Origin of the sequence: Curtobacterium sp. 1310 (genome assembly GCF_017834105.1) — a bacterium.
Lineage (GTDB): Bacteria > Actinomycetota > Actinomycetes > Actinomycetales > Microbacteriaceae > Curtobacterium.
This window is the reverse complement of sequence record NZ_JAFICY010000002.1, coordinates 516,993-536,867: the sequence shown is the minus strand read 5'-3', so window position 1 is coordinate 536,867 and position 19,875 is coordinate 516,993. Positions and strand designations below refer to the sequence as shown.

Genomic DNA, 19,875 nt, shown 5'->3' with positions numbered 1-19,875 from the left:
CATGCCGCCCTCCCGCCGACCCGACCTGGCGACCTTCCCGGTCGACCGTCTGCGCGACCGCATGTCGTCGTACATCTACGGCAACATCACCGTGCTCGCGGTCGCGATCGCGGTGGGGCCGGAGCAGATCGAGCACGGGGCAGCGGTGCTCACGGTGCTCGCGACGGCGGTGCTGACGTACCTGGCGCACGTGCTGTCCCACCTCGTGGCGCACACCATCGGCGACACCGGTGACGACGCCGAGCACCGGGAGACGATCGGGGCGATCCTGCGCGACGCGAACCCGATCGCGACCTCCGGCCTCATCCCCGCGGTGCTCTACGCCGTCGCGTGGGCGGACTGGCTGCCGGCGCAGTGGGCGCAGACCGCGGCGATCGTCATCCTCGTCGTCCGCATCGGGATGGTCGGGGTGTTCCTGCAGCGGTTCAGCGGACGGCGTCCGACGTTCCTCGGGCTCTGGGGTGGCATCGTGCTCGCCGCGGTGGCCTTCGTGATCGGCCTGGTGAAGGTGGTGGTGACGCATTGAGCGAGCAGACCGACGAGTCCCGTGCCGGACGACCGGTACGGTCCGGGTGGCGCTTCGTCCGCGACCTGGCGGTCATCGTGGTCGTCGCGCTGCTGGCGTCCTTCCTGGTGAAGGCCTACCTGGTGCGGGCGTTCTCGATCCCGTCCGGCTCGATGGAGCGCACGCTGCTGATCGGCGACAACGTGCTGGTGAACGAGCTCGTGCCGGGCGTCGCCCCGCTCCGCCGGGGAGACGTCGTGGTCTTCCGCGACCCGGGCGACTGGCTGACCAGCGAGCAGGGCGACGACCTCATCAAGCGGGTGATCGGGCTGCCGGGCGACCGGGTGTCGTGCTGCGACGCCGAGGGACGGCTGTCCGTGAACGGGCACGCGGTCGACGAGCCGTACGTGGTCCGGCCGTCCGACGTGGACCGTGTCTCGGCGGAGGACTTCGACGTCACCGTGCCCGCGGGGCGGATCTGGGTGATGGGCGACAACCGGTACGAGTCGGCCGACTCGCGCATCCACGGGACGGTGCCGACGGCGGACGTCGTGGGACGGGCGTTCGTCGTGACCTGGCCGGTCACGCGGTGGAGCGTGCTCGGCCGGTACGGCGAGGAGTGGGACGCGGTGCCCGACCCGCGGTGAGGGACCCCGCGCAGCGCGGTGGACGGGCCTGCAGCCGGGTCGTCCGGACGCGGTGGTCGGTCAGCAGCCGGGCCGTCCGGTCGCGGTGGCCGGTCAGCAGCCGGTCGTGCTGAGCGTGACCCGCGTGACGTCGTCGCCCGACACCGTCGTCCGGACGGAGCACAGGTCGCCGGCCCGCACCGTGACGTCGCCGAGCGGGACCCCGGCGAAGTCCGCGGTGCCTCCGGGGAACACCCGCTGGTGCTCGGACAGCTTGCCGGTCGCGGCGAAGACCTTCACCTCGTAGGGGCGATCCGCAGCGTTCGACGACACGGTCACCGAGATCTGCCCGGTCGAGTCGTGGGCGCCGCACCCCGTCAGTGAGAGCGCGGCGGCAGCGCCGAGGGCGAGCACGAGCGGAGCACGACGGATCACCGTGCCGAGGGTACGCGCGTCCGACGGAGGCGCGTGTCCGGCGGATCCGGTCGCGCGCTCCCGGGTCCACCGTTCTGGGGAGGGGCGCTCCCACGGCGGACCAGTAGCGTGGAGGGCATGCACCAGGGGACCTCACCGACCTCCGCCGGATCATCGCCCGACGCCGTCCGCCGCGCGGCCCTCGTCGCCGCGCTCGACGTCGTCGACGGCGGGCCCGAGGAACGCTTCGAGCGCATCACGCGGATCGCCCGCGAGGCGTTCGGTGTCTCGGGCTCCTTCCTCAACCTCGCCGGCACCGAGGTCCTCACCATCAAGTCGCAGCAGAGCGACGCCGTGTTCGGCCCGACCATCCCGCTCCGGGACACGTTCTGCGGCCGCACGCTCGACCAGGCCGGTCCGATCGTCGTACCGGATGCCCGCGCCGACGACCGGTACGCCGACATGCCGATGGTCGTCGAGGACCCCAACGTGCGCTTCTACGCCGGTGTGCCGCTCCGCGTCGGCGACGACCACGTCAAGGTCGGCACGCTCTGCCTGGTCGACCCGCAGCCCCGGACGCTGGAGCCCGACGACCTGGCGCTGCTCGAGGAGCTCGGCGTGTGGGCGGAGCGCGAGCTCGCGGCCGGCGCGGACGAGGACCGCCTCCGGAACGTCCTCGCCGGGCTGCAGCCCACGCCGGTCACGGTGCCGGGGTACCGCATCGGCGGCATGTCGGTCCCGCACGGGGTGGTCTCCGGCGACCTGCACGAGTGGCACCTCGCCGGTGACGCCCTGCACCTGACGGTCGCGGACGTGATGGGCAAGGGCATGTCCGCCGGGCTGCTGGCGGCGACGATCCGCGGAGCGCTCCTCGCGCGGCCGGACGAGGAGCCCGGGCGGGCGATCGCCGCCCTGGACGAGCAGGTCGCGCCGGACCTCGGCCGTGCCGAGTCGTTCGCCACCATGTTCCACGGCCGGCTCGATCCGACCAGCGGGCGGATGGACTTCGTCGACGCCGGGCACGGCCTCGTCCTGCAGATGCGTGCGGACGGCCGTGAACGGACGCTCCTGTCGAACGACCTGCCGATCGGCCTGCACCCGGCCGGGCTCACCCGGTCGTCGGGGTCGCTCGTGCTCGAGCAGGGTGACGTCCTCGTGCTCGTCAGCGACGGTGCGCTCGAACTCTGGGACTCGACGCTGCAGTCGCTGTCCCGGCTCGGGGCCCTGTGGCGCGAGGAGCCCGAGATCGACGCGTTCCTGGGTCGGGTCCGCGCCCGTGCGCTCGAGCACGACCCCGGTGACGACCTGACGGTCGTCGTGCTCGTCCGCGACTGAGCCACGGCGACCGGCGACCGGCGACCGGCGGTCGTCGGTCGTCATGTGGTCGAACGGGAGGCGCGCGGCGGCCCCGCCACGCGCCTCCCGGCCGGCACCCGGTCACGTCGCGCTCCGCTGCGGACGACACACCCTGCTGTGGCGGGGTACGACGTCCGTACGAGGGCGCGACGTCCGTGCCGGGGCGCGATCCGTGATCGGCGGACGCGTGGCGGGACGCACCCGGCCGGGCCGCGACGCCGGCCCGGCGGTCAGGCGCCGAGGCGCTCGATGAGCTCCGCGTAGCGGGCGGCCGTGCGGTCCACGATCTCCGCCGGCAGCACCGGCGGGGTGCCCTGGCGGTCCCAGTTCGCGCTGAGCCAGTCGCGCACGATCTGCTTGTCGAACGAGTCCGTGCGGCTGCCGGAGCGGGCGTCCCAGTAGCGGCTGGAGTCGCTGGTCAGGACCTCGTCCGCGATCCGGATCGTGCCGTCGGTGTCGCGGCCGAACTCGAACTTCGTGTCGGCGATCACGACGTCGTGCTCGAGGGCGATCGCCGCCGCCTCGCCGTAGACGCGCAGCGACAGGTCGCGGAGGGCCTCGGCGTCCTCGCGCCCGACGAGCTCGACGGTCTGCTCGAAGGAGATGTTCTCGTCGTGCTCGCCCTGCGGCGCCTTGTAGGCCGGGGTGTAGATCGGCTCGGGCAGGCGGTCGCCCTCGGACAGCCCCGCGGGCAGGGGGACACCGCACACGCTCTGCGTCTCGCGGTACTCCGCCCAACCGCTGCCGACCAGGTACCCCCGGACGACGCACTCGACCGGGAACATGGCGAGCGGCAGCACGTGCATGGACCTGGCGGCCACGGACTCCGGCACCGGGGTCCCGCCGGCACCGGGGTCGACCAGGTGGTTCGGGACGTCCGCGATGCGGTCGAACCAGAAGCGCGACAGCCGTGTCAGGAGCTCGCCCTTGCCGGGGATCGGGGGTTCGAGTGCGAAGTCGTAGGCGCTGACCCGGTCCGAGGCGACGAGCAGCAGCTCCGACGCGCTCGCGACGTCGTCGACGCCCGCGGGCACGTAGAGCTCGCGGACCTTGCCCGACGAGACGTGCCGCCAGCCGGGCAGCTCGGACACGGCCGTCACCGTGCGACCTTCGCGGCGATGTCGGTGCGGTACTGCGCCCCCTGGAGCGCGATGTCGCCGAGTCCGGCGTAGGCGCGCTCCCGGGCCTGTGCGAAGTCGGTGCCCGTCGCGACGACGCTCAGCACCCGGCCGCCGGTGGCGACGAGGTCGTCGTCGAGCACGGCGGTCGCGGCGTGCGCCACGGACACGCCCTCGCGCGCCTCGGCAGCGTCGATGCCGGTGATGACCCGACCGGTGTGCGGGTTCTCCGGGTAGCCCTCGCTCGCGAGCACCACCGTGACCGCGACGTCGGTGCTGAACGCCGGTTGCGGAGCCGACGCGAGCTGTCCGGTCGCGGCCGCCGTCAGCAGGGCGCTGAGCGGCGTGGTCAGGCGGGGGAGCACGACCTGGGTCTCCGGGTCGCCGAAGCGGGCGTTGAACTCGATGACGCGGACGCCCTGTTCGGTCACGATGAGCCCGCAGTAGAGCAGGCCGATGAACGGCGTCCCCTCGTGCTCGAGTCGACGGACGGTGGGGAGCGCCACGAGCTCGGTGACCTCGGCGACGAACGCCTGCTCGGACTCCCACCGCTCGGCGAGCCACGGGAGCGGGGAGTAGGCGCCCATGCCGCCGGTGTTCGGACCGGTGTCCCCGTCGCCCAGGCGCTTGTGGTCCTGTGCGGGGCTGAGCGCCCGGACGTCGTGCCCGTCGCTCAGGAAGAACAGCGAGACCTCTTCGCCGTCGAGGAACTCCTCGACCACCACGCGGCCGTGCTGCAGCCAGTACGTGGCGTGGTCGACGGCCGCCTGCCGGTCCTCGGTCACCAGGACGCCCTTGCCCGCGGCGAGCCCGTCGGCCTTGACCACGTACGGTGCCCCGAGCTCGTCGATCGCGGCCACTGCCTCGTCCACCGTGCCGGCGTACACGGGGCGTCCGGTCGGGACCCCGGCCTCGGACATGATGCGCTTCGCGAAGGCCTTCGAGCCCTCGAGCTGGGCGGCCGCACGGCTCGGGCCGAACACCGGGATGCCCCGGGTCCGGAGCGGGTCGGCGACCCCGGCGATCAACGGCGCCTCGGGCCCGACGACCACGAGCTCCACGCCGTTCTCGATCGCGTACTCGGCGATCAGCTCGCCGTTCGTGGGGTCGAGCGACACGGTCTCGACGTCGGCGGCGATGCCGGCGTTGCCGGGGGCCACCGTGATGACGTGTCCGGCCCGCTCTGCGAGGAGGGCCGTGATGATCGCGTGCTCGCGGGCACCGGAACCGAGGACGAGGATTCGCACGCGGCAAGCCTACCGAGCGCGACACGCCGTCCGCGATGCGACGGCTAGCCTGTGGACATGCCGCCGAAGAGGATCGAGGACGCCGCAGGACGCTCCGCGCTCGCCGCCGTGCGCGCGGGTTCGACCGTCCGGTCGGACGTCGCGACCGCGGTGCGGTGGACCCTGCAGCGCCTGGCCGACGACGTCCCCGGCAACAGCGTCGAGGTCCGCGTCCCGCCGTTCGCCGCGGTGCAGGCGGTCCCCGGTCCGCGGCACACGCGGGGGACCCCGCCGAACGTGGTGGAGACCGACGCCACGACCTGGCTGGCCCTGGCGCTGGGCGAGCTGCGCTGGGACGAGGCCCTGGCGGCGTCGCGGGTCAGTGCGTCCGGGTCCCGGGCCGACCTGACGGCGTTCCTGCCGGTCCGCACCGCGGTCTGACGCCGGTCGCGCCGCTGCGGTCGCGCGGCCGGGTGACCCGGCAGCCGGGGCGCTCGGCCGGGTCGTACAGCCTGGCTCACCGACTTAGGTAGGTCCTACCGATGTGACCGACAGGACCACCCGCGTAACGTCGAAGTCGCCGGGATTCGGACCCGACCCGAACGGGTCCGAACCCGGCGACAGGGTTCAAGGTACGCGACATGCTGCCTTCGTTGTCAACCGGTACGGCGAGTCGTGCTGCAAACCGCAACGATCGCGGTCCCATCGGGGACCTTTCCTGACCCTGCGTCAGCTTCCGAGGCGGTTCAGGACGCCGCCGGACGACCATCAGGACGCCGACGCGTGGTCAGCGGGCGCCGAGCAGCTCCACCAGCTCCGACCGCGCGTGCACGTCCCACTTCGCGAAGATCCGCGACATGTGCGCGTCGATCGTCCGCACGCTCAGGCTCAGCGTCTCCGCGATCCGCCGGTTGCTCAGGCCCTGCGCCGCGAGTTCCGCGACCTCGTACTCCCGGTTCGTCAGCGGTGGGCGGACCCGACCGGCCGACACGGCCATCCCGTGCGCGGCGAGGACCCCCTGCGCCGCCACGACCCGCGTCCGGTCGCCGGCGAGCTCGGCGTCCGCGTACTCGACGACCGCGCGGGCGAGGGGACCGTCGACGCGCGCTGCGGCTTCGCGCATGCGGGCGAGCGACGCGGTGGTGTCCCGCCCGGACGTCATGTCGTGCGTGTAGTGCTGCGTCACCGCGTACATCACGTGCAGCCACGACCCGTCACGGGTGCTGCGCTCGATGATCTCGTCCGCGTGTCGGAGTCCGGCCGGGTTGCCGAGCACCGTCTCGGTCCAGGCGATCGACACCGCCACCTGCTCGCCGGTGATCCGCATCGCGCGGCCCGGTGTGGTGCGGGCGCGCTCGAGTGCCGCGGCCGCGCGCTCGGTGTCGCCGGCGTACGCGTACGCCATGGCCAGTCGTGCCCAGGGGTAGGCCGCGAACCCGCCGTGGTCGGCCACGTCGTAGCGCTCGCACGCCGCCGAGAACGCGGCGATCGCGTCGTCCCACCGTCGCTGGCCGATCGCGTGGTTGCCCAGGCCGATGAGCTCGAGCGTGAAGTCGTACTTCAGGAACGGGCTCCCGCGTCGGACCGGGATCTCGGTGACCAGGTCGGCCATGTCCCCGCGCCAGACCTGCACCTGGTGCAGCACCGAGACGTTCTCGCCGACGCCCCACGGGGCAGCCTCGACGTGCTCGACGGCGGTGGCGATCGCCCGACGCGCGAACGCGGCGGCCTCCTCGAGCCGGCCCTCGGTCGCGAGTGCCATGGTGACGCACGGCGCGAGGCACAGGAGCGACACGGGCACGGTCGGCTGCTGGAGGATGCGCGACCGCTCGATCTCCGCCCGGACCTCGGCGAACCGACCGCCCCAACCCAGGTGGGCCAGTCGGAGCAGCCGGACGTGCTCGGCCGTCTCCGGACCGACGAGGGGTGCGAGGGCCTCGGAGAGCGCCACGGCGGCGTCGACGTCGTCGTCGTGGAACTGCCGGATGTTCGCCAGGGTCTCGCACGCCTCGACCACGACGGCGTCGTCGATCTCGCCGGCGCGCTTCCTGGCGAGGTCCCACGCGGCCTCCGCGTCGGCGCGACCGGCCTCACGACCCGTGCTGTACGAGTGCGCGATGGACCGCAGGCAGAGGGCGGTGACCCGCTCGGTGGCCGTGAGCGCGGTGCGCAGTGCGGCCGAGGCCAGGGCGACGGCGCTCTCGTGCTCCTGCAGCCGGACGGCGACCTGGGTGGCGTCGATGAGCTGGCCGACCGACGGCAGCACTCCGCACTCGAGCGACCAGAGCGCGGCGCGGAGCCGGGCGGCGGGCGGCGCTCCCTCCGGCCGGGCGGTCCGGAAGGCGTTGGCGCGCGCGAACAGTGCCGTGCGCCGCGCGACCGGCACGAGGCCACGGACGACCTCGCCCACGAGCGGGTGGGACGACCGGACGATGCTCGTGCCGTCCTCGGCGGAGTCGACGGCGACCAGGCCCAGCGCGACGACCCGGTCGACATCGCCGCCGGACACCATCCCGAGCAGTCGGACGAGCGGGATCGGGTCGGCGAGCGCGACGATGTCGACGACGTCACGGAGGTCCTCGGGCAGCGCGCCGAGCTCGGTGCGGTACATGTCCGCCAGGCTGTTCGACGCGGTGACCCGGCCGCGCCAGTACCAGCCCGTCGCGGTCTGGTCGAGCGCCCCGGACGTCAGTGCCGCGCGGACGACCTCGCGCAGGTACAGCGGGTTGCCGGCGGTCGCCCGGTGCACGCGCTCGGTCGAGGCGGTCTCGAGCTGCGCGCCGAGTGCCTGTGCGACGACCTCGCCGGTCTCGTGCAGGTCGAGCGGGGCGAGGTCGATGCGCTCGAGCAGGTCGTCCTGCCACAGTGCGCGGAGCGGCTCCGACAGTGCGGTGAAGTCGCGGCACGTCAGCACGAGCCGCGCACCCTGGTCGCGGACGAGCCAGGCGACGTACCGAGCCGAGATGGCGTCGAGGTGGTCGGCGTCGTCGACGCGCAGCACGACGTCGCGGTCGGCCAGGTCGTCGGTCTCGCGCAGTCGGCGTGCGGCCGAGGCGTCGTCGACCAGGTCCGCCAGGGCCGCCGGCAGCTCACCGAAGCGGTCCGCCACGGCACCGAACGGCATCGAGCGACCGGCTTCGACCGCGGTGATCGGCACGACGACCGTGCGACCGGTGGGGTCACGGCGAGCGACTCGGTCGGTCACGCGGGCGGCGGTGGAGGTCTTGCCGAGCCCCGGTGCGCCGACGATCGCGACGCTCCAGCGGTGCTCGGCGACGACGGAGACCGCGCGGTCCTCCTCGCGACGCTGCACGATCGGCCACGGGATGCGTCCGGGCGTGCGGGGGCGGCGACGCCCACGGACGGACTGTTCGTGCACCCCGTCACCTCCCGTTCCTGGTCTTCCGCCTGCTCCCCCCGGCTCACGGATCCCGTTCCCGGGCTCCGACATCGTCCTCGACCGGGTGGTCGGTGTCCGACGGACTGCGTTCCGTGGATACCGACCGGTAGGGACATCATGCCCTGGATCGGTCGACGCGCAACAGGCCGACGGACGTCCCACAGTGGGGGACAATGGTCGGGTGAGCGACACCGACCGACCCGAAGACCGCCCGGCAGCGCCGGCCGCGACGCCGGCTCCGAGCGCCGTCAGCTCGGCGGACGAGGTCACCATCCGCCGCGCACCCAAGTTCGGCGTGTTCATCGTCGGCGGCGCGGTGCTCGGCTTCCTCGCGACCCTGCTGGTCGTGACGCTCACCATGGACATCGACCGCGGCGACCAGCAGGACGCCGACTTCGGCACGCTGGTCGGCTACTTCTCGCTCTGGGGCGTCACGATCGGCGCCTTCGTCGGGGCCGTCGTGGCGATCGTGCTCGACCGCGTGTTCGCCCGCCGCGCCGCCCGCCTGACGGCGGAGCGCGTCGAGGTCGAGCCGGCCGAGGAGACCGTCGACGGCGAGGTCGAGGAGCACGGCGACGCGGGCGGACCCGCGGGACGCACCGACCGCTGACGGTCTGCACCGCACGACGGACTGGAGGCCCCCCACCAGCTGGTGGGGAGCCTCCCGTCCGTTCCGTGGTCGCCGTGGCGACGCGACTCAGCTGAGCTGGTTCGCCTCCACCCACGACAGGTACTCCGGGCTCACCGTGCCGGTGACGTACTCACCGGTGAAGCAGCTCATCTCGAGGTCGGTGACGTCCGAGCCCTCGATGATCGCGTCACGCATGTCCGCGACCTCCTGGTAGATGAGGTGGTCGCTGCCGAGCACGCGGTTGATCTCCGGGATCTTCCGGTCGTGCGCGATCAGCTCGGCGCGGGTCGGCATGTTGATGCCGTACACGTGCGGGTACCGGACCGGGGGAGCGGCGCTCGTGAACGTGACCTCGTTCGCACCGGCTGCTCGTGCCATCTCCACGATCTCGCGGCTCGTGGTGCCGCGGACGATCGAGTCGTCGACGATCAGGATGTTCTTGCCCTTGAACTCGGACGACATCGCGTTGAGCTTCTGGCGCACCGAACGCTTGCGCTCCGCCTGCCCGGGCATGATGAACGTGCGGCCGACGTAGCGGTTCTTGAAGAAGCCCTCGCGGTAGTCGATGCCGAGCTTCTGCGCGACCTGCATGGCCGCGGGTCGGGACGAGTCCGGGATCGGCATGACCACGTCGATGTCCCCGGTCGGGGCGTACTGCGCGATCGTGTCGGCCAGGCGGTTGCCGAGACGGAGGCGGGCGTCGTACACCGAGATGCCGTTCATGACGGAGTCGGGACGCGCGAGGTAGACGTACTCGAACGAGCACGGCACCAGGCGCGGGTCCTTCGCGCACTGGCGGGCGTGCATCTGGCCGTTCATCTCGATGAACACGGCCTCGCCCGGAGCGATGTCGCGGACGACCTCGTAGCCGCCGGACTCGAGCACGAGGGACTCGCTCGCGACGACCCACTCCGGCTGCCCGGCCTCGTCGAACTTGTGGCCGAGGATCAGCGGTCGGATGCCGTACGGGTCGCGGAACGCCAGCAGGCCGTGTCCGGCGATCGTGGCGATCGTGGCGTAGGAGCCCTCGACGCGCTCGTGCACGCGCTCGACCGCGTCGAACACCTGACCGGCGTCGAGCTCGCTGCCGCGGACCTGGCCCTGGAGCTCGTGCGCCAGGACGTTGACCAACAGCTCGGTGTCGCTCGTCGTGTTGAGGTGACGGCGGTCGATGTCGAACAGCTCGCGGGTGAGCTCGCGGGTGTTCGTCAGGTTGCCGTTGTGCACGAGCACGATGCCGTAGGGCGCGTTCACGTAGAACGGCTGGGCCTCTTCCTCGTTGCTCGCGACGCCCTTCGTGGCGTACCGGACGTGTCCGAGCCCCATCGTGCCGAGCAGGGCACGCATGTCGCGGGTGCGGAATGCTTCACGGACGTGCCCACGCGTCTTGTGCATGTGGTGGACGCGACCCTCGACCGTGGCGATGCCGGTCGAGTCCTGGCCCCGGTGCTGCAGGAGCAGCAGGGCGTCGTAGATGGATTGGTTGACGGGCCCCTGCGCAACGAGGCCGACGATGCCGCACATTCGCGGAGTGCTCCAGACCGTAGGATCGGGTGGTACCGAACAAGTCTGCCATGCTCCGCGGAGGACCACGCATGCCGAACCCGTACGCTGCCGCCGGTGTCGACACCGCCGCCGGTGACCTGGCCGTCGAACTCATGAAGTCCGCCGTCTCGGCGACCCACAACCCATCGGTGCTCGGTGGTGTCGGCGGGTTCGCCGGGCTCTACGACGTCTCGTTCCTCAAGGACTACGAGCGTCCGCTGCTCGCGACCTCGACCGACGGCGTCGGCACCAAGGTCGCCATCGCGCAGGCGATCGACAAGCACGACACGATCGGCCAGGACCTCGTCGGCATGGTCGTCGACGACATCGTCGTGGTGGGCGCGAAGCCGCTCTTCATGACGGACTACATCGCCTGCGGCCGGGTCGTGCCGAACCGCATCGCCGACATCGTCGCCGGCATCGCCCGCGGCTGCTCGGCGACCGGGACCGCCCTGGTCGGCGGCGAGACGGCGGAGCACCCGGGGCTGCTCGGGCCGGACGACTACGACGTGGCGGGTGCCGCGACCGGTGTCGTCGAGGCCGGACGTCAGCTCGGCGCGCACCTCGTCGAGGACGGCGACGTCGTCGTGGCGATCGAGTCCTCCGGGCTGCACTCGAACGGGTACTCGCTCGTCCGGCACATCCTCTCCGGCAAGGGCATCGGCTACACCGACCAGCTGCCGGAGTTCGGCGCGGGGGTCTCGGTGGGCGAGGCCCTGCTCGAGCCCACCCGGCTGTACACCGCGCCGCTGCTCGACCTGCTCGACGCCCGACCCGGCGTCGTCCACTCGCTGTCCCACGTCACCGGTGGTGGCATCGCCGCGAACCTGGCGCGGGTGCTGCCCGTCGGCACCTGGGTCGAGGTCGAGCGCTCGACCTGGACGCCCCCGACGGTGTTCCGGGTGCTCGCGGACATGGCGGGGACACCGGTGGAGGACACCGAGGGCACCTGGAACCTCGGTATCGGGATGTTCGCGGTCGTCGCGGCGTCCTCGGCGTCGGCGGTGCTCGACGACCTGCGGGCCGCGGGGCTGCCCGCGTGGACGGTCGGCACGGTGTCGACCTCGGCGCGGGACCTGGACGGGTTCGAGCAGGGCGCCAAGGGCGTCGACGGGGGAGCGGTCCGGCTCATCGGTTCCTACGCGGGCTGAGGCGCACCGCCCCGACCTCGTCGGCCGCGCAGCGTCGTGCGGTCGCGCCGAGCTGACGGCGTCGTGCGGTCGCGCGGCGTCACCGTCTGCGCCGAGCTGACGGCGTCGGCGATGTTCCACCGGTGCCGGCGCGGCCGTCCTGGTCGCACGACCTGCCGCGTGCGGTCGTTCCGGTCGCGCGAACTGCCGCTCATGTCGAAGGTGAGCGGCAAGTCCTGCGACCGAGGCTCGCCGCCGCGTGCGGTGGTGCGGCGAGGTCGACCCGCTCGGGCCGGCGTCGGCGATGTTCCACCGGTGCCGGCGCGGCCGTCCTGGTGCACGACCTGCCGCGTGCGATCGTTCGGGTCGCGCGAACTGCCGCTCATGTCGAAGGTGAGTGGCAAGTCGTGCGACCAGGGCTCGAGCCCAGCGAGCTGGACGTGCCCGCCGACCGCCGGTGCCCGCGCACACGACGACGCCGCGCGACCCCGGAGGGTGCGCGGCGTCGACGGTCCGGGTCAGGCGGACTTGTCCTGGTCCTGCTGGGGCTCGAACTCGTCCTCGTCGTCGCCCGGTTCCTCACCGTACTGGTCAGCCCAGCGGTCGACGTAGGAGTTCTCGTCCGAGTGTTGCCCGGCGGAGAGCTCTCGCTCGAGCGCACCGTAGTTCGTGTCCGGACTGAAGTACTTCAGCTCCCGGGCGACCTTGGTGTGCTTTGCCTTCTGACGGCCGCGCCCCATGCGTGACCCCCTCGTGATCGGCTCTGGTCCGGTCCTGGCGGGTGCATGGTTGCCACCCGGGGAACCGAACGGTTCGTGGTTTGAAATCTGCCGATCACTCTACCATGTACCCCGTTCCCCACCTGCCCATCGGCGTCCCCCGTCGGCCGGTCGCAGAGGTGACCAGGGCTCACGCCGAGAGCGGCTCCGGCACGCCCCGCTTCCGCCGTGCCGAGCGCAGGACGAGGGCGTCGAGCGAGAACCGCCCGGGTCCGGTCAGGGCGATCGCGAGCGAGGCGACGGCGAGCACGAGCACGTACTCGAAGCCGCCGTCCTGGGCGAAGAAGCCGGCGGTCGCGTGGGCGAGCAGGCCCGCGACGACCATGTCGACCGCGAGCAGCAGTCCGACGACCCGTGTCGCGACGCCGACCACGAGCAGGATCCCGCCGACGAGCTCGAGGCCGGCGACGAGGGGTGCCGCGACCTCGGCGAGCGGGACGCCCATGCCCGAGAAGCCCTGCGCGACGCCGGGGATCCCCTGCGCGAACTTCTGGGCGCCGTGTGCGGTGAACACCACGCCGAGGACGATGCGGAGCGCGGTCAGGCCGATGGAGGTCGATGTCGTTCGCATGGCGAAGACGCTATGCGGTGACGTGTCATCGACCCGAGGCCCTCGGGGCATTGTCCGCACTCGGCCAGGGGGCACCCAGACGTCGGTCCGCCGAATCGGGGACCGACGCTCAGGAACGACCGACGCCGGTCCACCACAGCGGGGACCGGCGTCGGGCGACAGGGTGTCGCGTCAGGAGTCCGCGCCGCGCCCGGTCTGCTGCTGCAGGCGGTCGATGTGCTCGGACGCCTCGGCCTTGCTGAGGTCCGCGGGGAGCTCCTCGCCGGCCTCGCGGGCGAGGGTGTCGAGGTAGCTGCGCTGCGGGCCGGTCATGGGCTCGTCGCCGGTCACCCACTGCTCCGGGTCCTTGCTCGCGGTCGTCGAGGGGTCGGGACGCTCGCCGCCCAGGGTCTCGCCCTGGTGCGACTCGTCGGGGGTCTGGTCTGCTGCGTCGGTCATGGCGCTGAACCTACGCGCGACGCCGGACACGACACGCAGCGAGGACGTCCCCCAGGGGACGTCCGCCGGCACGCGGACCGGGCTCCCGACCAGGCGGACGGCGGCGCTCAGACCGGCGTCGCCGTGTAGCGCACGAGGTCCGGTCCGACGCCGCTCGTCGCGATCGGCACCTCGTCGCCGCCCTGCTCGATCCAGATCGTCGCCGCCCGCTCGTCGATCCGGACGACCTCGTGCAACGACCCGTCGATGAGCACCGCCGCCCGCACGGACACCTGCCCGGTGGACGCCCGGGGCGGCAGCCCGGCCACGTCGGCGTCGTACGCGGCGTACCGACCGGGGGAGAGGAACGGCGAGACCGGGGTGGTCACGACCTCGAGACCACCCTTGACGGCGCGCACGGCGACCAGGCGCACCGCCTGGTCGGTGGGCAGGGGGACGTCGACCACCGGGGCGTCGACCGGACCGGCCAGTGCACGGAAGGCGGGCCGACCGTCGGCGGCGAGCAGTCCCTCCAGGCCGTCGATCCGCACGCGACCGCGGCCACGCGAGTCGGCGTAGAGCCCCGGCTCGAGCCCGGAGCGGCGTGCCTCGAGCCGCGTGACCACGACGCGGTCCGGTCGGTACCAGTCGCGGAGTGTGGCCGGGTCGACCCAGCCGATGCTGGCGACCCCGCGGGCGAGGTCGGCGCGGTCGTCGGCGGGGCGTTCGTCGAGGGCTCCGAGCGGGTGCTCACCGCGCACGGCGACGAGTCCGGCGTACGGTCCGGCCACCGGTGGTTCGTGGTCGAGCACCTCGACGCGCTTCGACACCTTGCCGCCGTGGCCGTCGAAGGTCGCGAAGGTGCGCAGGTCGGAGATCGTCATGTCGCCGACGATGCTACGACCGGCCGCCGTCACGGCGTGCAGGTGTGGCGACGAGGAGGTGCACCTCGCCCGTGCACTGGGTCGGGTCGACGCCCTCCGCGGGACCGGCGGGACGCGACGCCCGCCGCGGCTGCAGGCCGTCGCGCTGCGCCGGCGACCCCACCGGCTGCAGGCTGTTCCGCTGGACGGACCGGAGCAGACGGTCCTCCTGCGCGTCGTGGTGGGACACGCCCTGCGGCGAGCGGCGGAGTGCCGGCCGGACCGGCTCACCGCGGCGTTCCTGCCCCGGCAGCGGACGGGAGCGCCGGCCGTAGAGCAGTTCCGACGAGTCGAGCAGCCACGGCACCAGGGCCACGGTCACCCCGTGCACCAGCAGGAGCTTCTTGCGGATCCGGCGCCCGCGGTGGTTGTGCAGCAGGGTCTCCCACCAGTGCCCGACGACGAAGACCGGCGTGTAGACGGTGACGACCTCGGACCCGTGCTCGGCCCGGTGCGCCTTGATGTACCGGATGAGCGGCATCGAGATGTCGCGGTAGGGACTCGGCACGACGGTGAGCGGGACCTCGATCCCGTGCTCGACCCACTGCTCCTGCAGCCGGCGGGCCTCGGCGTCGTCGATCGCGACGTGCACCGCCTCGAGTCCGGCGTGCTGTGCCGCGATGGCGTAGTCGATCGCCTTGAGCACCGGCTTCTGGAGTGTGTTGACGAGGACGATCGCGTGGTCGCCGGTCGCGCCGAACTGCGTGTCGACGTCCGCCTCGACCTCGTGCGAGACGTCGCGGTAGTACCGGTTGACGCCGAGCATGAGGACGAACAGCACGGGCATGATCACGAACACGAGCCAGGCGCCGTGCGTGAACTTCGTGATGGTGACGACGACGAGCACGACGAAGGTGGAGGTCGCGCCGATCGCGTTGATCGTCAGCGAGCGCCACACCTGTCCGCGGTCGACGGGCTCGTCCGCGCTGCCGTCGCGGTCCGAGCGCAGCAGGCGCAGCCAGTGCCGGACCATGCCGGTCTGGCCGAGCGTGAACGACACGAAGACGCCGATGATGTACAGCTGGATGAGACTCGTGACGTTCGCGCGGTAGACCACGAGCAGCGCGACCGCGACGAGCGCGAGCACGATGACGCCGTTCGAGTAGATGAGGCGGTCGCCGCGGGTCGACAGGGCCTTCGGCGCGTAGGAGTCCCGCGCCAGGATCGAGCCGAGCAGCGGGAAGCCGTTGAAGGCCGTGTTCGCGGCGAGGAGCAGGACCGCGGCCGTCGTCGCCTGGACGACGAAGAACAGCACGCTGCCGCCACCGAAGGTCGCGGCGGCGATCTGCGCGATGAGCGAGCGCTGCGGTGTGGTCGCGCACGCGGTGAAGCCCTGCAGGTCGCACGCGCGCTCGGCGTAGTGCACGTGCGAGACGAGCGCGAGCGTGATGAGCCCGACGAACAGCACGATCGCGATCGAGCCCATGAGCACCAGCGTCGTCTGGGCGTTGCGGATCTTCGGGCGACGGAAGGCCTGCACGCCGTTCGCGATCGCCTCGACACCGGTCAGGGCCGAGCAGCCGGACGCGAACGCGCGCAGGAGCAGCAGCACGAAGGCCGCCTGCGTCGCGTGCTCGACGTTGTCGATCGTGTACGCGGCGGACTCGGCGACGGGGGCGTTGCCGAGGGCGGTGCGGACCAGGCCGGTGACGACCATGACGAACACCGAGCCGACGAACAGGTAGGTCGGCACCGCGAACGCCTTGCTCGACTCGCGGACGCCGCGCAGGTTCACCCCGGCGAGCAGCACGACGAAGGCGACCGCGAGCTCGACACGGAACGTGTCGAGTCCCGGCAGGGCCGAGATGATGTTGTCCACGCCCGAGGCCACCGACACGGCGACCGTCATGACGTAGTCGACGAGCAGCGCGCTCGCCACGACGAGGCCGGCCTTCTCGCCGAGGTTCCGGTGGGCGACCTCGTAGTCGCCACCGCCGGACGGGTAGGCCTTGACGAGCTGCCGGTAGGACGCGACGACCACGACGAGCAGCAGCACCACCACGGCCGCGACCCACGGGGCGAAGGTCAGGAACGCCATCCCGCCGAGCAGCAGGATCATGAGGAGCTCCTGCGGGGCGTACGCCACGCTCGACAGCGGGTCGCTCGCGAAGATCGGCAGCGCCAGGTGCTTCGGGAGGAGCTGTCCCTCGAGCTTCTCGGAGGGCAGGGGATCGCCGATCAGTCGCGCCTTGAGCGACCGGATCTCGTTCGTCACGAGCGGCAAACCTACTCAGTTGCGCGCCCGAGTCAACACTGTGGGAACGGACAGGCGATGACGGCCGTGCGCCGGACGCACGCCGACGGGCAGCGGACGGGAGGCGCGGCTCGCCACCACCCGTCCGCCGGCGGCCGTCAGACGGAACGGCGCAGGGCCTCCAGGCCGTCCCGCAGGCGCGTCACCGTGTCCTCGGTGAGCGTCCCGCGCGTCGCGCGGCGACGCAGGTCCGCCCGGACCTGCTGCCGGAACGCGGCGATCGCCATCTCGACCTCGCGGAGGGCGCGGGCGCCCTCCGTCGGGACGTCGACGGGCTCGTCGGCGGTCTGACCGCGCGGGGCCTGGGCGCTCGCGGCGAGGTCCGCTCGGAGCGAGCGCATGGCCTCGCCGACCGAGGCGCGGACGCCGTCGGCCAGTGACCGCACCGAGTCGGCGACGCCGGACTCGACCGCGGCGAGCTCCTCGGCGCGGGCGTCGAGCTCGGCACGCCCGGCGTCGGTGATCGCGTACACGGTCTTGCGGCCGTCGACGGTCTTGGTGACGAGCCCCTCGGACTCGAGCTTGGCGAGCCGCGGGTACACGGTGCCGGCGCTCGGGACGTACGCGCCGCCGAAGCGCTCGCCGAGGGCCTGGATGAGCTCGTAGCCGTGCATGGGGCGGTCGGCGAGCATGGCGAGCAGTGACAGGCGCAGGTGACCGTGCGCGAAGACGGGGCTCATTCGGACGCCTCCGCGCCGGTCGGGGCGTCCGTCGGAGCGGTCGGGGCGGGCGGGGCGTGCAGGACCGCGACGTCGCCCGAGACCGAGTTGACCTTGAGGTCGAGCCACTGCCCGCTCAGCTCGCCGCCCTGCTTGACGTACGAGCCGCGGACGCCGCGGATCTCGGAGTCGTCGAACTGCAGCTTGCCGGACGCGGTGCTGACGGTGCAGCGGTAGGGGACGCCGTCCTCGAGCCGGACGCTCACCGACCCGGACACGGTGTTGATGCGTGCGGCGTCCGGGGTACCCTGCAGGTCGAGCACCACGTCGGCGTTCACCCCGTCGGTCGTGAGGCGCGGGATCGCGCCCGTCGCCACGACGTCGCCCGACACGGTGCGGACCGTCAGTGCGCCGTCGAGGTCGCGGACCGTGGTCGCCCCGGAGACGGCGTGCACGGCGAGGTCGCCCGCGAGCCCGTCGACGACGACGTCGCCCGAGACGGTGCTCACCGAGGCGCCGCGGTTCGTGCCGGAGAGCAGCGCCCCCGCGGAGACGACGCCGACCGTGACCCGTGCGTCGCGGGGGACCAGCACGCTGACGTCGGCGGTGGCGCGACCGCGGAACGACCTGAGGAAGCCGAGCGGGTCGTCCCACCGGACCTGCGGGTGGTCGATGGTGAGCGTGTCGCCGTCCAGCTCGATCTTGAGCGGCTTGCCGGACACGCCGTGCACCTCCACCCGGGCGGTCGGTTCGTCGTGGGCCACGACGTCGACCTGCCCACCGGCGAGCCCGACGCGCAGGGCGCGGACGATGCCGGTGTCGATCACCTTGGGCTCCTCGACGAGCCACTTCTCCTGGGCCATGTTGCCTCCTCGAACTCGCGATGTATCGCGTGTGTGGAGTCACGGTACATCGCGAGTGACCGGTTGTCACCAGGCCAGGATGCAGGACGGCCCCGCTCCCGGTGGGGAGCGGGGCCGTCCTGCGGAGCGGGCCTACTTCGCGGCGTCGTCCAGCGCCGCCTGTGCCTTCTCCGCCGCCGCGTCGAGGGCCTCCTTCGGGCTGGTCTTCAGCAGCATCGCGGACTGCAGCTGCGTCGACAGCGCCGCGCTCACCTCGCCGTACGCGGTGATCGACGGACGGGCCTTGGCGTACTCGAGCTCGTCGGCGAAGGCCTTGAGGCGCGGGTTCTCGTCCAGGTACTGCTTCCACGTCGCGTTGTCCGCCGTGGCCTGGTTCGCGGGGAGCAGGCCGGTCGCGATGTCCCACTTCGCCTGGGTGTCCGGGCTGAGCCACCACTGCAGGAACTTCCACGAGGCGTCCTGCTTCGCGGTCGTCGTCTCGATGATGTACGAGTTGTTCGTGCCGAGGTTCATCGCCGGCTCCTCGATGCCCGGGAGCGGGAAGACACCGACGTTCTCCTTGCCGAGCGTGCTGTCGATGGTCGACAGGTCGTACGCGCCGGTGATCGCCATCGCGGCCTTCTTCGACGTGAGCGCGGGGACGGCGCCGTTCGTCGAGGTGGTCAGGAGCGACTGCGGGTAGGCCGAGCCGTCCTGCAGCATGTCCGTCCACGCGGTGAGGGCCTTCACGCCCGCGTCGCTGTTGAACTCGACCTTGGTGTTGTCCTCGTTGAGGAAGTCGCCGCCGGCACCCCAGAGCATCGACTGCCAGGTGAAGACCGGCCACTCACCGGTGCCGATCGGCAGGTAGGCGCCGTACTGGGTCGTGCCCTTGGTGAGCTTCTTCGCGTCGTCCTGGAACTCCGACCACGTCGTCGGGGTGTCGGTGATGCCCGCGGCCTTGAACATCTCCTTGTTGTAGACGACGGCGTAGTCGCCGATGTCGGTCGGCAGCGTGTACTGCTTGCCGTCGAACTCGCCGGTCGAGAGCATGCCCTCGGTGAAGCTGTCCTTCGTGACGTCACCGCTCGACAGGTGGTCCTCGAGCGGCAGGACCTTGCCGGTCTGGATCACCTCGCCGGTCTGCTGCGGGGTGCTGTCGCCGAGCACCATGTCGGGACCGGTGTCGTTCTTCAGCGCGTTGATGAGCTTCGCGTCGAACTGGTCGGACGAGGCCGCGTACTGGGGCTGGACGTCGATCTCGTCCTGCGAGGAGTTGTACTCGTCGATGAGCTTCTTCACCTCGGTGGCCTGCGGCCCCGTGTAGTTGTGCCAGACCGTGATCGTGGTCTTGCCGCCGCTGCCGCCGGAGTTGCCGGTGACGGAGCCGCCGGAACACCCGGACAGGGCCAGTGCGGCACCCACGGCGAGGGCCGTGGCGCCGAGCAGTCGCTTGCGCATGAGTCGTCCTTTCTCGGA

Annotated in this window: 19 protein-coding genes; 6 read left to right on the top strand and 13 right to left on the bottom strand. The window is 72.2% G+C overall.

Going from position 1 to position 19,875, the window contains the following annotated elements:
• The first annotated feature begins 1 nt into the window (after position 1).
• Entirely contained in the window at positions 2 to 526 is a 525-nt protein-coding gene (locus JOD95_RS06600; protein WP_209684029.1) for a hypothetical protein, read from the top strand.
• Complete coding sequence (lepB, locus tag JOD95_RS06595) at positions 523 to 1,152, top strand: signal peptidase I (RefSeq protein ID WP_245171601.1); 630 nt, start codon at positions 523 to 525, stop codon at positions 1,150 to 1,152. Before JOD95_RS06600 ends, lepB begins: the two co-directional genes overlap by 4 nt.
• A gap of 93 nt (positions 1,153 to 1,245) precedes the next feature.
• Here lepB and JOD95_RS06590 read toward each other — a convergent pair whose 3' ends face one another.
• Positions 1,246 to 1,566, bottom strand: coding sequence for a hypothetical protein (locus JOD95_RS06590; protein ID WP_144411227.1), 321 nt, complete (start codon positions 1,564 to 1,566; stop codon positions 1,246 to 1,248).
• 117 nt (positions 1,567 to 1,683) lie between these two features.
• Between JOD95_RS06590 and JOD95_RS06585 the strand changes: the two genes are divergently transcribed.
• The gene (locus tag JOD95_RS06585) at positions 1,684 to 2,880 is read left to right on the top strand and encodes a PP2C family protein-serine/threonine phosphatase (protein ID WP_144411228.1); all 1,197 of its coding nucleotides are present in this window, start codon (positions 1,684 to 1,686) and stop codon (positions 2,878 to 2,880) included.
• A gap of 251 nt (positions 2,881 to 3,131) precedes the next feature.
• On the opposite strand, the gene JOD95_RS06580 is transcribed toward JOD95_RS06585, so the two are convergent.
• Positions 3,132 to 3,992 carry a phosphoribosylaminoimidazolesuccinocarboxamide synthase gene (locus JOD95_RS06580; RefSeq protein WP_066657742.1) on the bottom strand — a complete coding sequence of 287 codons (861 nt, stop codon included), beginning with the start codon at positions 3,990 to 3,992 and terminating at the stop codon, positions 3,132 to 3,134.
• Positions 3,993 to 3,997: 5 nt separating this feature from the next.
• Positions 3,998 to 5,266: a phosphoribosylamine--glycine ligase gene (gene purD / locus JOD95_RS06575; RefSeq protein WP_209684027.1), complete on the bottom strand. Its 1,269-nt coding sequence runs from the start codon at positions 5,264 to 5,266 to the stop codon at positions 3,998 to 4,000.
• Between the two features lie 57 nt (positions 5,267 to 5,323).
• Between purD and JOD95_RS06570 the strand changes: the two genes are divergently transcribed.
• Complete coding sequence (locus tag JOD95_RS06570; protein ID WP_066657743.1) at positions 5,324 to 5,686, top strand: sterol carrier family protein; 363 nt, start codon at positions 5,324 to 5,326, stop codon at positions 5,684 to 5,686.
• A gap of 346 nt (positions 5,687 to 6,032) precedes the next feature.
• On the opposite strand, the gene JOD95_RS16895 is transcribed toward JOD95_RS06570, so the two are convergent.
• Positions 6,033 to 8,624, bottom strand: coding sequence for a LuxR C-terminal-related transcriptional regulator (locus JOD95_RS16895; RefSeq protein ID WP_209684025.1), 2,592 nt, complete (start codon positions 8,622 to 8,624; stop codon positions 6,033 to 6,035).
• Positions 8,625 to 8,826: 202 nt separating this feature from the next.
• Between JOD95_RS16895 and JOD95_RS06560 the strand changes: the two genes are divergently transcribed.
• Positions 8,827 to 9,255 (top strand): hypothetical protein, encoded by a 429-nt coding sequence (locus JOD95_RS06560; RefSeq protein WP_209684023.1) that lies wholly within the window; start codon positions 8,827 to 8,829, stop codon positions 9,253 to 9,255.
• A gap of 87 nt (positions 9,256 to 9,342) precedes the next feature.
• On the opposite strand, the gene purF is transcribed toward JOD95_RS06560, so the two are convergent.
• Positions 9,343 to 10,800, bottom strand: coding sequence for an amidophosphoribosyltransferase (gene purF / locus JOD95_RS06555; RefSeq protein WP_066652154.1), 1,458 nt, complete (start codon positions 10,798 to 10,800; stop codon positions 9,343 to 9,345).
• 71 nt (positions 10,801 to 10,871) lie between these two features.
• Here purF and purM point away from each other — a divergent pair, with 71 nt between their 5' ends.
• On the top strand, positions 10,872 to 11,972 hold the full coding sequence (gene purM, locus JOD95_RS06550; RefSeq protein ID WP_209684021.1) for a phosphoribosylformylglycinamidine cyclo-ligase: 1,101 nt from the start codon (positions 10,872 to 10,874) through the stop codon (positions 11,970 to 11,972).
• A gap of 497 nt (positions 11,973 to 12,469) precedes the next feature.
• Here the strand turns inward: purM and JOD95_RS06545 are convergent, their stop codons facing one another.
• From JOD95_RS06545 to JOD95_RS06510, 8 genes are all read right to left on the bottom strand, one after another.
• A complete protein-coding gene (locus JOD95_RS06545) occupies positions 12,470 to 12,691 on the bottom strand; it encodes a DUF3073 domain-containing protein (RefSeq protein ID WP_066652157.1) in 222 nt (73 codons plus the stop codon).
• Positions 12,692 to 12,860: 169 nt separating this feature from the next.
• Positions 12,861 to 13,301, bottom strand: coding sequence for a DoxX family protein (locus JOD95_RS06540; RefSeq protein ID WP_209684019.1), 441 nt, complete (start codon positions 13,299 to 13,301; stop codon positions 12,861 to 12,863).
• Positions 13,302 to 13,472: 171 nt separating this feature from the next.
• Entirely contained in the window at positions 13,473 to 13,739 is a 267-nt protein-coding gene (locus JOD95_RS06535) for a DUF3072 domain-containing protein (protein ID WP_066652161.1), read from the bottom strand.
• Positions 13,740 to 13,846: 107 nt separating this feature from the next.
• On the bottom strand, positions 13,847 to 14,602 hold the full coding sequence (locus tag JOD95_RS06530) for a hypothetical protein (protein WP_209684017.1): 756 nt from the start codon (positions 14,600 to 14,602) through the stop codon (positions 13,847 to 13,849).
• A 13-nt stretch (positions 14,603 to 14,615) separates the two neighbouring features.
• Positions 14,616 to 16,865: an APC family permease gene (locus tag JOD95_RS06525; protein ID WP_209684015.1), complete on the bottom strand. Its 2,250-nt coding sequence runs from the start codon at positions 16,863 to 16,865 to the stop codon at positions 14,616 to 14,618.
• Between the two features lie 128 nt (positions 16,866 to 16,993).
• Positions 16,994 to 17,575, bottom strand: coding sequence for a PadR family transcriptional regulator (locus JOD95_RS06520; RefSeq protein WP_066652167.1), 582 nt, complete (start codon positions 17,573 to 17,575; stop codon positions 16,994 to 16,996).
• A complete protein-coding gene (locus JOD95_RS06515; protein WP_209684013.1) occupies positions 17,572 to 18,417 on the bottom strand; it encodes a DUF4097 family beta strand repeat-containing protein in 846 nt (281 codons plus the stop codon). The genes JOD95_RS06520 and JOD95_RS06515 overlap by 4 nt, the downstream gene beginning before the upstream one ends.
• Positions 18,418 to 18,549: 132 nt before the next feature.
• Positions 18,550 to 19,857, bottom strand: a complete 1,308-nt coding sequence (locus JOD95_RS06510) for an ABC transporter substrate-binding protein (RefSeq protein ID WP_209684011.1) — start codon at positions 19,855 to 19,857, stop codon at positions 18,550 to 18,552.
• Positions 19,858 to 19,875 lie beyond the last annotated feature (18 nt).

Bases quoted from the DNA above. Each gene is read 5' to 3' on its own strand.
- JOD95_RS06600 (WP_209684029.1), top strand. From the start codon at position 2: ATGCCGCCCTCCCGCCGACCCGACCTGGCGACCTTCCCGGTCGACCGT.
- JOD95_RS06585 (WP_144411228.1), top strand. From the start codon at position 1,684: ATGCACCAGGGGACCTCACCGACCTCCGCCGGATCATCGCCCGACGCC.
- JOD95_RS06570 (WP_066657743.1), top strand. From the start codon at position 5,324: ATGCCGCCGAAGAGGATCGAGGACGCCGCAGGACGCTCCGCGCTCGCC.
- purF (WP_066652154.1), bottom strand. From the start codon at position 10,800: ATGTGCGGCATCGTCGGCCTCGTTGCGCAGGGGCCCGTCAACCAATCC.
- purM (WP_209684021.1), top strand. From the start codon at position 10,872: ATGCCGAACCCGTACGCTGCCGCCGGTGTCGACACCGCCGCCGGTGAC.
- JOD95_RS06545 (WP_066652157.1), bottom strand. From the start codon at position 12,691: ATGGGGCGCGGCCGTCAGAAGGCAAAGCACACCAAGGTCGCCCGGGAG.
- JOD95_RS06540 (WP_209684019.1), bottom strand. From the start codon at position 13,301: ATGCGAACGACATCGACCTCCATCGGCCTGACCGCGCTCCGCATCGTC.
- JOD95_RS06535 (WP_066652161.1), bottom strand. From the start codon at position 13,739: ATGACCGACGCAGCAGACCAGACCCCCGACGAGTCGCACCAGGGCGAG.
- JOD95_RS06530 (WP_209684017.1), bottom strand. From the start codon at position 14,602: ATGACGATCTCCGACCTGCGCACCTTCGCGACCTTCGACGGCCACGGC.
- JOD95_RS06520 (WP_066652167.1), bottom strand. From the start codon at position 17,575: ATGAGCCCCGTCTTCGCGCACGGTCACCTGCGCCTGTCACTGCTCGCC.
- JOD95_RS06515 (WP_209684013.1), bottom strand. From the start codon at position 18,417: ATGGCCCAGGAGAAGTGGCTCGTCGAGGAGCCCAAGGTGATCGACACC.
- JOD95_RS06510 (WP_209684011.1), bottom strand. From the start codon at position 19,857: ATGCGCAAGCGACTGCTCGGCGCCACGGCCCTCGCCGTGGGTGCCGCA.